Origin of the sequence: Marmoricola sp. URHB0036 (assembly GCF_000426045.1) — a bacterium.
Lineage (GTDB): Bacteria > Actinomycetota > Actinomycetes > Propionibacteriales > Nocardioidaceae > Marmoricola.
The window spans coordinates 33,937-45,363 of the sequence record NZ_AUEP01000016.1 but is presented as its reverse complement, the minus strand read 5'-3'; the positions used below and the strand labels follow the sequence as shown (position 1 = coordinate 45,363).

General features: G+C 70.5%; 9 protein-coding genes. 3 read left to right on the top strand and 6 right to left on the bottom strand.

The window, feature by feature from the left end; translation table 11 throughout:
- Positions 1 to 102: 102 nt before the first annotated feature.
- Positions 103 to 1,263, top strand: coding sequence for an FAD-binding oxidoreductase (locus tag H976_RS0117795; RefSeq protein WP_036227200.1), 1,161 nt, complete (start codon positions 103 to 105; stop codon positions 1,261 to 1,263).
- Positions 1,264 to 1,267: 4 nt separating this feature from the next.
- On the opposite strand, the gene H976_RS0117790 is transcribed toward H976_RS0117795, so the two are convergent.
- From H976_RS0117790 to H976_RS0117780, 3 genes are read right to left on the bottom strand one after another with little or no spacing between them, the layout of a single operon-like run.
- Positions 1,268 to 2,746, bottom strand: a complete 1,479-nt coding sequence (locus H976_RS0117790; RefSeq protein ID WP_027862635.1) for an aldehyde dehydrogenase — start codon at positions 2,744 to 2,746, stop codon at positions 1,268 to 1,270.
- A 25-nt stretch (positions 2,747 to 2,771) separates the two neighbouring features.
- A complete protein-coding gene (locus tag H976_RS0117785) occupies positions 2,772 to 3,353 on the bottom strand; it encodes a thiamine pyrophosphate-dependent enzyme (protein ID WP_027862634.1) in 582 nt (193 codons plus the stop codon).
- Entirely contained in the window at positions 3,353 to 3,886 is a 534-nt protein-coding gene (locus H976_RS0117780; protein WP_027862633.1) for a thiamine pyrophosphate-binding protein, read from the bottom strand. The genes H976_RS0117785 and H976_RS0117780 overlap by 1 nt, the downstream gene beginning before the upstream one ends.
- A gap of 92 nt (positions 3,887 to 3,978) precedes the next feature.
- Between H976_RS0117780 and H976_RS27105 the strand changes: the two genes are divergently transcribed.
- Entirely contained in the window at positions 3,979 to 4,884 is a 906-nt protein-coding gene (locus tag H976_RS27105; protein ID WP_051276989.1) for a LysR family transcriptional regulator, read from the top strand.
- Here H976_RS27105 and H976_RS27100 read toward each other — a convergent pair.
- Together H976_RS27100 and H976_RS0117765 are read right to left on the bottom strand one after the other, a co-directional pair.
- Positions 4,876 to 5,934 (bottom strand): thiamine pyrophosphate-dependent enzyme, encoded by a 1,059-nt coding sequence (locus H976_RS27100; RefSeq protein ID WP_051276988.1) that lies wholly within the window; start codon positions 5,932 to 5,934, stop codon positions 4,876 to 4,878. The two genes, H976_RS27105 and H976_RS27100, sit on opposite strands and share 9 nt — an antisense overlap.
- Positions 5,931 to 6,914, bottom strand: coding sequence for an alpha-ketoacid dehydrogenase subunit beta (locus H976_RS0117765; RefSeq protein ID WP_036227194.1), 984 nt, complete (start codon positions 6,912 to 6,914; stop codon positions 5,931 to 5,933). The genes H976_RS27100 and H976_RS0117765 overlap by 4 nt, the downstream gene beginning before the upstream one ends.
- Positions 6,915 to 7,737: 823 nt before the next feature.
- On the opposite strand from H976_RS0117765, the gene ppdK reads away from it, so the two are divergent.
- The gene (gene ppdK / locus H976_RS0117760; RefSeq protein WP_027862631.1) at positions 7,738 to 10,410 is read left to right on the top strand and encodes a pyruvate, phosphate dikinase; all 2,673 of its coding nucleotides are present in this window, start codon (positions 7,738 to 7,740) and stop codon (positions 10,408 to 10,410) included.
- A gap of 7 nt (positions 10,411 to 10,417) precedes the next feature.
- On the opposite strand, the gene H976_RS27095 is transcribed toward ppdK, so the two are convergent.
- Positions 10,418 to 11,275 carry a 2-oxo acid dehydrogenase subunit E2 gene (locus tag H976_RS27095; protein ID WP_196804137.1) on the bottom strand — a complete coding sequence of 286 codons (858 nt, stop codon included), beginning with the start codon at positions 11,273 to 11,275 and terminating at the stop codon, positions 10,418 to 10,420.
- Positions 11,276 to 11,427: the final 152 nt, after the last annotated feature.

The following is an 11,427-nucleotide window of genomic DNA, read 5'->3' as shown; positions in this document are numbered from 1 at the left end:
TCTGGCTTAGCGCTGCCGCTGGCGCACGGCACGGTGGCTTGGCTGCGCCGCCCTCGACGTGTCACGGTTTCCACCACCCTGCAGCGAGAAGGTCGACCGCCCATGGATCACCCCCCGAACGTCGATACGCGCGTCGATGCCGTCGTCATCGGCGCGGGCATCATCGGTGCGAGCAGCGCCTACCACCTGGCCGCTGCCGGGCACACCGTCACCGTGCTCGAGGCGCGGTCCGGGTACGCCGAGGGCAGCAGTGGCCGGTCCTTCGCCTCGGTGCGTTCGCAGTGGGCCGACGACCTGTCCATCGACCTGTCGTGGAACAGCATCCGCACCTACCAGAGGTTCGAGGAGAAGCACGGCATCGACGTCGGCTACCGCCCGACCGGCTACCTGCTCCTCTGGGACGAGAGCGTCTGGGCGCGTCAGCTGGAGGCGGTCGCCCTCCAGCGGCGGCACGGCGTACCCGTGGACGTGCTCGACCCGGCGGCTGCCCAGCGGTTCGTCGCCTTCGAGACCCACGGTGTCGCGGGTACGACGTTCGGCCCGCAGGACGGCCGCATCGACCCGCACATCGCGACCGGCGCCTTCCTCGAGCTGGCGCGCGGACACGGCGCCTCGGTGCACTTCGGCTCGCCGGTGATCGCGATCGACAACGACCCCGACGGCGCGTGGTTGGTGCACACCGCGAAGGGCACGGTGCACGCCCCGCACGTCGTGAACGCTGCCGGCGGATGGAGTGCGGAGACCGCGGCCCTCGCCGGGATCAGCGCTCCGGTCGTGCACAGCAAGCGCAACGTCTACGCCAGCGCGTCCGGGGCGATCGACCGCGACATCCCGATGACGTGCGACATGGCGACGGGCGTCTACATGCGTTCCGACGGCGACCGCCTGCTGTTCGGTCTGTCCAACCCGCGCCAGACCGACGGCTACGACACCGAGGTCGACTGGGACTGGCTGGAGAACCTGCTCACGATCGGCAGCGAGCGCTTCCCGTGGCTCGCCGACCTGCCCCTCGACTCGCGTGCCTGCTGGGCCGGCACCTACGAGAACACGCCCGACGCCAAGCCGCTCATCGGACCGGAGCCCTCGCGACCCGGTTGGATCCACGCTTGCGGGTTCTCGGGCCACGGCGTCATGCAGGCCCCGGAGGTCGGCCGCCTGGTTGCCGAGCAGGTCACCGGCGGCGCCATCACCAGCCTCGACGTCAGCTCCCTGGGGCCCGAACGCTTCGTCGATGGGATCCACGGGCTCGACATGGTGATCTGACGGCTCAGCGCATCACGAACGGGTTGCCCGACGGAGCGCCGGTGTTCACCCAGACCGTCTTCGTCTCGAGGTAGGCCTCGATCGCCTCGGCGCCGTTCTCGCGTCCGAGCCCTGAGTCCTTCACCCCGCCGAACGGAGCCATGAAGCTCACCGCCCGGTAGGTGTTCACCCACACGGTGCCGGACTGGATCCGCTCCGACATCCGGAACGCACGACCGATGTCGCTGGTCCACACGCCGGCGCCGAGGCCGAACCGGGAGTCGTTCGCGATCCTGACCGCGTCGTCCTCGTCCTCGAACGGGATCACCGCCAGCACCGGGCCGAAGACCTCCTCCTGCGCAATGCGCATCGAGTTGTCCACGCCGGTGAAGATCGTCGGCTCGACGAACCAGCCGTCGCCACATTCGGGCCGGTCGGCGCGCCCGCCTCCGAGCACGGGGTGCGCGCCCTCATGCTGGGCGATGTCGATGTACTCCAGCACCTTGGCGAGCTGGGGACGCGTCGCGATCGGCCCGACCTGGGTCGTCTCCTCGCGCGGGTTGCCCATCTTGGCCGTGCCCGCGAGCTCGACCACCCGTCGTACGACGTCGTCGTGGACCGTCTCCTGGACGAGCAGTCGCGAACCGGCCAGACAGGTCTGCCCCGTCGCGGCGAAGATCCCCGAGACGACACCGTTGACCGCGGACTCGAGGTCGGCGTCCTCGAACACGATGTTGGGCGACTTGCCGCCGAGCTCGAGACTCACGTGCTTGAGCAGTGGTGCCGCGAGCTCGTTGATCCGGCGCCCGGTGACGTCGGAGCCGGTGAAGCTGATCTTGCGCACGAGCGGGTGGGTCACCAGCGCGCTGCCCACCTCGGCGCCGAAACCGGTGACCACGTTGACCACACCGGGTGGCAGGCCGGCCTCCTCGAGCACCGTGACCAGCTGCAGCGTGCTCACCGAGGTGAACTCCGACGGCTTGATGACCACGGTGCAGCCGGCGGCAAGGGCCGGGGCCAGCTTCCACGCGAGCAGCAGCAGCGGCGAGTTCCAGGGGGTGATGATCGCCGTGACGCCGACCGGCTCCCTGCGGGTGTAGGCGAAGAAGCCCTTCTTGTCCAAGGGCAGCACCGACCCGTCGAGCTTGTCGGCGAGCCCGCCGTAGTAGTGGAACCACTGCGGCAGGTAGCTCAGCTGCCCGAACATCTCCACCCAGAGCTTGCCGTTGTCGCGCACCTCGGTCTCGGCGAGCTCGGCGGCGTGGTCGGCAACGGCGTCGCCGAGCGTGCGCATCAGCGCACCGCGTTGGGTGGCCGTCATCTCGGGCCACGGTCCGCTCGTGAACGCGGTGTGCGCCGCGGTCACGGCGGCGTCGACGTCGTCCGCATTGCCCCTGGCCACCTGGGCCCAGGCCTCGCCGAGGAAGGGATCCTCGGTCTCGAACCAGTCCTTTCCCAGCGGCTCGTGCGCCGCCCCGCCGATGTGCATCGGGAAGCTCTGCATCTCCTGGCTCCTTCCAAGATGGGATCTAGAACGTGGTGAGCCCGAGCGCGGCCCGGAAGCTGTGCTTGTTCGCGACCCCGTCACGAGGCGGCATCGCCCGGGCGTTCTCATGCAGCCCGACCCGCACGCAGGCGAACGTCGTCCCCGAGCGTTGAGCAGCCACGTCTGTCAGCTCGACCAGCTGCTCGGTGGTCTCGACGGTGCGCGCACGCGCGATCCCGAAGCCGCGGGCCACCGCCGCCAGGTCGGTCCCGAGGCTGGTGTGGCTGGCCTGCATCCCGGTCTCGCCGAAGTGGCCGTTGTCGAGCACGACGATCGTCAGGTTGGGCGGGGCGCACGCGGCCACGCTGGCCAGCGAACCGATGCCCATCAGCTGCTCGCCGTCGCCGGTGACGGCCAGCACCGACCGGTCCGACTGTGCGAGGGCGAGGCCGAGCGCCAGCGGCACGGCACCACCCATGGCACCCCAGAGGTAGAAGTTCGTGTCGCGCTGGCCGGCGGCGTACACGTCGTACGTCGGCGATCCGAGCCCGGTGACGACGAGCGCGTCGGGCAGCCGGTCGAGCAACGTGGAGACGGCACTGCGGCGTTCGAGCAGGTCCGTCATCAGTCCTGCTCCCACTTCTTGCGGCCGATCATCTTCTGCCCGAGGAGTACGGCGACCCGCTCGCCTGCGAGGAACACCGAGTCGGCGGCGGCGCTGATCGTGGCCTCGACCTCGTCGGGGTCCTCGACCCGCATCACCGTGACGCCCATCAGCTCCAGCGCGCGTTGAGTGGCCCGTCCCATCGGCCCCTGCCACGGGTTGAACTCGGCGTACTCCCCCCGCATCGTCACGATCGTCAGGAACGGGAACCGGCACGACTCGAGCAGCGAGAACATGTTGACGCAGTTGCCGACACCGCTGCTCTGCATCAGGAGCACGGCCCGGTCGCCGCCGAGCCAGGCGCCGCACACCAGCGCGACGCCCTCCTCCTCGGTGGTCAGCACGACGTCGCGGATCTCGGGGTCGTCCTTGGCCTGCTGGATCGCGTGCGCGTGCCCCGCGTCGGGGACGTAGGCGACCTGCCGGACCCCCGCCTTCTTCAGACCCCGGAAGACGGACTCCTGCCACGTCGTCGCTGCCACCGCTGTGCTCATCCCACGTCCTCGTCGCTCGGTGGTCACAGGATCCCCAATCCCCGGTCGATAGGGAACGAACCGTTGGCGAGCGGAGCGATAAGGTCCGCTTCATGCCCCTCAGCGCCTTCCACCTCCAGCTTCTCGGTGAGGTGCAGCGGGCCGGCAGCCTGGCCGGCGCGGCGCGGGCCCTGGGCGTCAGCCCGCCGGCCGTCTCCCAGCAGGTCGCCCGGGTCGAGGACGAGCTCGGCGTCGCGGTGGTCAGCCGCGGCTCGCGCGGCGCCTCCCTGACCGAGCTGGGGGTCGCGCTCGCGGAGCACGGGCGCGCCATCACCGACCACGTGGAGGCCGCCGCCGAGGACTCCGACCGGCTGCTCGGCCGGCACGCCCGACGCCTCCGAGTCGGCGCCGTCGCGTCGACCGTGCAGCCGATCCTCGCGGACGCGCTGGCGACGATCCGGCTGCGCTACCCGGACAGCGAGCTCTCCGTCGTCGAGGTCGGCTCCGACACCGGCGTCGAGCTGGTCGCCGACGGAAGCCTCGACCTGGCCGTGGTCGCGGGCTACGGCACCGTCCCCGCCCACGAAGGGCTCGCGCTCCACGAGCTGTCGGTCGACGAGCTGCTGCTCGCCGTACCCGACGACCACGCGCTCGCCGCGCACGCGCGCGCCACGGTCGACCTCCGTGAGCTGGAGGACGACGCCTGGGTGAGTGGAGCTCCGGGTCGCCGGCACCGGGTGCAGCTCGATGTGCTGGCCGCCGGCTTCGGCTTCGTCCCCCGCGTCACGTTCGAGACCGAGTCGTTCCAGGTCGCCCAGGCCCTGGTGTCGGCGGGCGTGGCAGTCGCGATCGTGCCGGCGACCGCGCGCCTGACGTTGTCCGGCGTACGCCACTACCGCATCACGGGCGAGCCCACGCGGCTCCTGTACGCCGTCACCGCGCAGAACGTGAAGCACCTGCCGCTGGCCGAGCCGATGCTGGCCGCGATCCGCCAGACGGCGCGCGAACGCTCACTCTGACGCGCGCTGGTCCTCCTCGGCGGAGACGTGCCGGAAGACGTCATCGGGACCGGGTGTCGGGTAGGTCAGGGCGCGCTCGAGCGCGGTCGCGACCTCGGCCCGCGCCTCGAGCACCTGCGCCTCGACGGCGGCCGCGTCCACGAGCCCCTGGGTCTCGGCGTACGCCACGACGCGGGCCACTGGATCGAGCTCCTCGGCCCGGGCCACCTCGGCCGGCTCCCGGTACAGCGACGGGTTGTCAGAGGTGTTGTGGAAACCGAGCCGGTAGGTCACCGCCTCGATCATGGTCGGTCCCTGACCGCTGCGGGCGCGCTCCACAGCCTGGCTGGTGACCTCGTGCACCGCCAGGAGGTCGTTGCCGTCGACGGCCACCCCGGGGAACCCGTAGCCACGAGCCCGGTCGGCCAGGCGAGCAGCACGGGTCTGCTTCGCGATCGGGGTCGAGATCGCGTACTGGTTGTTGATGACGACCAGGACGAGGGGCACCTGCATCACGCCGGCGAGGTTGCAGGCCTCATGGAAGTCGCCCTCCGAGGTGGCGCCGTCCCCGCAGTAGGCGAGGGTGACGTCGTCGCGTCTTTCGATGGACGCCGACCACGCGATGCCCACGGCGTGCGGCAGCTGGCTGCCGATCGACTGCTGTCGCGGCAGCATCCGGACGTCGTCAGGGATCCGGGCGGCCTCGAACCTGCCGAGCATCAACGCCAGCATCCGGTCGAGGGGCCAGCCGTGCCGCAGCATCGCGGGTTGCTCCCGCGAGGCCGGCACCAGCCAGTCCACCGCTGGGTCGATCGCCAGGTGCGAGCCGACCACGGCGGCCTCCTGGCCGAGCACGGGCGCGTACAGCCCGAGCCGCCCTTGCCGTTGGAGGTTGGTGCACCGCTCGTCGATCGCACGCGACAGCAGCATGAGTCGCAGCCCCTCGCGCACCAGGTCGTCCGGCGGACGTGCGACCTCCGGGCGAAGGATCCGTCCGTCGTGGCCCAGGAGCTGCAGGGGCTGGCCGTCGCCCTCCGCCCACTCGCGAGCCCAGTCTCGTGTCGCGGTCATCGTCCGTGCACCGCCCTGAGGGCAGCTGCCACGACCTTGCCGGTCGAGGGCAGGAAATGGTCCTCGAGGCGCCCGGGCGGGTACGGCGTGTCCGGCGCCGCGACGCGCAGGATCGGCAGCGAGATCGTGTCGGCCAACGCCTCCTGGAGACGCGCCACCACCTCGGCCCCCAGACCCGCCGTCCGTACGCCCTCGTGCACCACGACGACTCGCCTCCGCGCCGCGGCCGCCTCGCACAGGCCTCGGTCGTCGATCGGGCTCAGGCGTCGCAGGTCGAGCACCGCAGCCTGGACGCCGTGACCGGTCTCGAGCTCCTGGGCTGCGGTCAGGCAGGTGTGCACGGCCGGCCCCCAGCTCACGAGCAGGACGTCGTCCCCTTCGCGGCGAAGCCGGGCGGCAGAGGAACCCGTGTCGTCGAGGTGCAGGGGGCCGCGCACGGAACGGTAGAGCCGTTGCGGTTCCAGGAACAGCACCGGGTCAGGGTCCCGAACGGCTTCGCGCAGCAGCGCGTAGGCATCGTCGGGAAAGGCCGGTGCGAACACCTTGAGCCCCGGGACGTTGGCGAGCTGGGCCTCCAGGGAGTCCGGGTGGAACTCAGGCATCCGCAGGCCGCCGCCGTACGGCGCGCGGATGGTGACAGGCAGGTGGAACCGACCACGGGACCGGAACCGGTAGCGCGCCAGCTGCTGCGTGATCTGGTGGAAGGCCTGGTGGAGGAAGCCCGCGAACTGGATCTCCGCGACCGGCACCAACCCGCCGATGGCGAGCCCGACCGAGGCGCCGACGATGCCGCCCTCCGCGAGAGGGGTGTCGAAGACGCGGCCGGGGAAGCGCTCGAGCAGGCCCTCGGTGGCCCGGAAGACCCCACCGAGCCGTCCCACGTCCTGCCCCAGGAGGACCACTCGTTCGCTGGCCTCCATGGCGTCGACCAACGCCCGGCGCGTGGCCTCGAGCAGCGTCACGTCGCGCCCGACGTCCATCTGTCCTCCCGTGATGACGCTCCAGTGCTCATCGGCGCCTCGACGCGGCGCCCGTCCCTCTCCCCCACCCCGCGCGGGCGGGACCGTCACCGAAACCCGCCCAGCGGGCCACCGCGTGCTCAGACTATGCACCCGAGAGGCCGACACCGCGTCAACTGGGGTTCCGCTCGTGCCAGCGGGTTTGCACAGGCGCACCCCGCCGGTCCTCTCTTTCCCAGGATTCCCCCGCCGCGGCGCCTAGTGGATGGCTACCCGCCGACCGGTCAGTCCGTCGGGCCCGTGGACACCTCTGACGCGCACTTCGGTCCGGTCCACGTGAAGACTCGGTGAATCCGCCGCTGTACACGAGCACGCAATCGGCCAGCACATCGCGCCGGCTGGGTGTCTCCCCTGTCGAGGCCGCAGCCACGGTGTTGATCATTGCTGTGGCCGGCGGTGAGAAAGATCCGCTGCCGATTCTTCAGTCAACCGCGGAACGTGTGCTGACGGGTGACGTCCACCGGCCCTCAAGCACCCGCAGTTCGCGACTGGTCGCCCGTGCCGCGTAGCTGTGTCGGATCATCCCGTGCCGCTACGGGTTCGCCACCGTCTGCGACGTGGCGGGGTGCCTCATCTGCCTGTCCGATCGGGACCTACGACCCTGCCGACCTCCGCGCCTGGCCGCGAGGCTCAGACCAATCAAGGAGGCACTCCACCATGAGCACATCCACCTCGCCCCGTCTCGCCGCGCGACCGACCTCGCTGACCAGGTCCCGCGCGATCCTGTGCCGTCATCTGGCAGGCACGCCGACGACGCGCTCGCCCCGACACTGAGAGCGCTGACGTGACCGGCTTCGTACGTGACTTCGCAGAAGGCGACCGATCCCAGGCGGACCTGCTGGGAGGCAAGGGCGCCAACCTTGCCGAGATGTGCCGGCTCGGGCTACCGGTTCCGCCGGGATTCACCATCACCACCGAGGCCTGCCGCGCGTACCTGCGCGACGGTGTGGTGCCAGACGGCCTCGACACGGAGGTGGGCGAGCACCTCGCCCGGCTCGAACGGCAGATGGACCGCCGACTCGGTGACCCCTCAGATCCCCTGCTCGTCTCGGTCCGGTCAGGCTCCAAGTTCTCGATGCCGGGCATGATGGAGACCGTCCTCGACGTAGGACTGAACGACGACTCCGTGAACGGACTGGCGCGCCACGGTGGCGAGCGCTTCGCCCTCGACTCCTACCGGCGTCTCATCCAGATGTTCGGCAGCACCGTGCTCGGGATCGAGCCCAAGGTGTTCGCCACCGCGCTCGCCGAGCTCAAGGACGACCGATCGAGCGTCGACGATGCCGGCCTCGCCGTTGACGACCTGCGCGAGCTGGTGAGCACCTACCAGGGTTTGGTGCTGCAGCACGCCGGGCGCGGGTTTCCCCAGGATCCCCGGGAGCAGCTCGACCTCGCCGTCCGGGCTGTCTTCGACTCCTGGCACACGCCGCGCGCCACCTTCTACCGGCAGCGCGAGCACATCTCCGAGGACCTGGGCACGGCAGTCAACGTGCAGGCCATGGTCTTCGGCAACCGCGGCGCATCCTCCGGCTCCGGCGTGGCGTTCACCCGCGACCCTGCCACGGGCGCGAGCGGGGTGTACGGCGACTACCTGCAGCACGCACAGGGCGAGGACGTCGTCTCGGGCATCCGCAACACGGTGCCTCTCAGTGACCTCATCGAGCTGGACAAGCCGTCGTACGAAGAGCTGCTGAGGAACATGGCCGCTCTCGAGCGCCACTACCGGGACATGTGCGACATCGAGTTCACCATCGAGGCAGGCAAGCTCTGGATGCTCCAGACCCGGGTCGGCAAACGCACGCCGGAGGCCGCGTTCCGGATCGCGCACGCCATGGCCGGTGAAGGACTCGTGGATCTCGACGAAGCGGTCCTCCGAGTGACCGGAGCGCAGCTGGCGCGCCTCATGTTCCCGCGCTTCGACGATGCAGTCGCCAAGCAGAGCCTCACCGTCGGGATCGGCGCGTCCCCAGGCGCTGCCGTCGGCCGGGTCGTGCTCGACGCCGGGACCGCCGTGACGTGGAGCGAGCGGGGCGAAGACGTCATCCTGGTCCGCGAGGAGACGAACCCGGACGACCTCCAAGGCATGGTCGCAGCGTGCGGCACCCTGACCAGTCGAGGCGGCAAGACCTCGCATGCCGCCGTGGTGGCGCGTGGGATGGGACGACCGTGCGTCTGCGGAGCGGAGGCCCTGCTCGTCGATCTCGTGCAGAGGCAGGTCCAGGTGCGTGGGGGGCCGGTCCTCCACGAGGGGGACGTCGTCTCTCTCGACGGGACGACGGGAGAGGTCTACGCCGGCGCGGTTCCGGTCGTCGACTCGGCCGTCGTCAGGTACTTCGACGGCAAGGCGGTCGAGGATCCCGTGGTCGATGCAGTGGCGGCCTTGCTGACCCATGCCGACGGTGTACGCCGGATGGAGGTGCACGCGAACGCCGACACCCCCGAGGACGCCGCACGGGCCCGCCGGTTCGGTGCACAGGGCATCGGGTTGTGCCGTACCGAGCATATGTTCCTCGGCCCGCGCCGGGTGCTGGTCGAGAGGCTGGTGCTGGCCACCAACGACTCGGAGCGGGACGCGGCGCTGGCCGAGATGCTTCCGCTTCAGCGCGAGGACTTCACCCGGATCCTCGCCGAGATGGATGGCCTGCCGGTCACGATCCGGTTGATCGACCCGCCCCTGCACGAGTTCCTGCCGGACCTGACCCAGCTGTCGGTCGAGGTGGCCCTCGACGACGAGCAGGGCCGCGGCAACCCCACCCGGCACCGACTCCTGGCCGCCGTGCGTGCCGCCCACGAGCAGAACCCGATGCTGGGTCTACGCGGTGTGCGCCTCGGACTGGTCATCCCCGGTCTGGTCGCCATGCAGGCGCGAGCGATCCTGGAGGCCGCGGCCGATCGTCTGGCGGTGGGCGGCGATCCGAGGCCGGAGATCATGGTGCCCCTGGTCTCGACGGTTGGAGAGCTGGCCCGCATGCGTCAGGTCCTGGCCGGTGTTGCCGAGGAGGTGGAGTCCAGGCGCGGCTTCGCCGTTCCCCACCGCGTCGGCACGATGATCGAAGTGCCCCGCGCCGCCCTGACCGCCGACCAGATCGCGAGCGAAGCCGACTTCTTCTCGTTCGGGACCAACGACCTGACCCAGATGACGTGGGGCTTCTCCCGCGACGACGTGGAGGCGGCGTTCTTCCCGGCGTACCTCGCCGAGGGAGTCCTGGCAGTCTCGCCCTTCGAGTCGCTCGACACCGAGGGCGTCGGCTCGCTCATCACCACCGCGGTGGCCAAGGGTCGCCAGGTGCGACCCAACCTCGCCCTCGGCGTCTGCGGCGAGCACGGAGGAGACCCCGACTCGATCCAGTTCTTCGAGAGCGCAGGACTCGACTACGTCTCGTGCTCACCTTTCCGCCTCCCCGTCGCTCGCCTCGAAGCCGCGCGAGCGGTGCTGCGCGGCGACGCCCGGCGCTGACGGGAAGCTAGCGGACCGGCCCGTCGGACGGCTCGAAGGCTGAGGGGTCGGCGCAGTAGGCCTGCACGGCCTGGGCGAACTTCGCTGCCTGGAAGCCATCGGCGTACCGATGGTCGAACGTCGCGGTCAGGGTCAGCATCGGCCGGATCACGACCTCACCCGCGGCGGCGACCGGCCGCTGGGTGACCGCCCCGACGAGGACCAGTACGGGCACCCGGTAGTAGCCCGCCAGGGGCGAGTACGCCCGCGTGATCCCCCACATCCCGACCGAGGTGATCATCGCGCCGCCGAACGCCTGTCGGCGTACGCCCAGGGCGGGCAGGTCGAGATTCAGGTCGGAGGTGAGCCAGGCGCTGAGGTTCATGGCCGAACGCAGCAGCCGGGGAGGCAGCAGGTCCAATATCTTCTTGGCCTTGCCGAAGGAGGTGTCGGTCCCGCTCGAGATCGACTGTCGCGAGGAGCCCAGCTCGTCGGCGATCTCGACGAGGGACTTCTCGTTCGCCCGCTCCACCTTGCACCCGGTGAGCTCTCCGCCTTCGGCAGCGACGATGAAGAAGACGTCCGTGCTCTCCCGCTCGTACTCACGGCCCCGAGCAAGGCGCACCCGCAGGTCGGGCACACAGTCGAGCCCGTGCGCGACAGCACGCCCGACGGCGTGCGTCACGGTGACGTGGGTCCCCGTTCGCTGACGCAGCCCGTGGAGGTACTCCATCAGGTTGCCGGCATCGAGCTCGAGATCGCCGTAGAACTGCGGATCGTCGGGCGGGTCCCAGAACGACCCGGCCAGCTTGCGCCACCCGTGCAGCTTGGTGCCACGACGGGTTCGCGGGGGTGCAGTCCGACCTTGCAGCATGGGTGACACCATCACGGGCTCCTGTCCGGGATCCCGGACCGGGGACCCTCGGTTCGAGCCTCGCGCGTGGAGGAACTGCACCCGAAGGGCCGAAGGTCACGGATGCTCGGGCCGCTCTCCACGGGACTTTCTGCACCTCCGAGTCGGGTCGTCCGACCCTGCTC

Coding starts and splice junctions, on each gene's coding strand:
- H976_RS0117795 (WP_036227200.1), top strand. CDS start 103: ATGGATCACCCCCCGAACGTCGATACGCGCGTCGATGCCGTCGTCATC.
- H976_RS0117790 (WP_027862635.1), bottom strand. CDS start 2,746: ATGCAGAGCTTCCCGATGCACATCGGCGGGGCGGCGCACGAGCCGCTG.
- H976_RS0117785 (WP_027862634.1), bottom strand. CDS start 3,353: ATGACGGACCTGCTCGAACGCCGCAGTGCCGTCTCCACGTTGCTCGAC.
- H976_RS0117780 (WP_027862633.1), bottom strand. CDS start 3,886: ATGAGCACAGCGGTGGCAGCGACGACGTGGCAGGAGTCCGTCTTCCGG.
- H976_RS27105 (WP_051276989.1), top strand. CDS start 3,979: ATGCCCCTCAGCGCCTTCCACCTCCAGCTTCTCGGTGAGGTGCAGCGG.
- H976_RS27100 (WP_051276988.1), bottom strand. CDS start 5,934: ATGACCGCGACACGAGACTGGGCTCGCGAGTGGGCGGAGGGCGACGGC.
- H976_RS0117765 (WP_036227194.1), bottom strand. CDS start 6,914: ATGGACGTCGGGCGCGACGTGACGCTGCTCGAGGCCACGCGCCGGGCG.
- H976_RS27095 (WP_196804137.1), bottom strand. CDS start 11,275: ATGGTGTCACCCATGCTGCAAGGTCGGACTGCACCCCCGCGAACCCGT.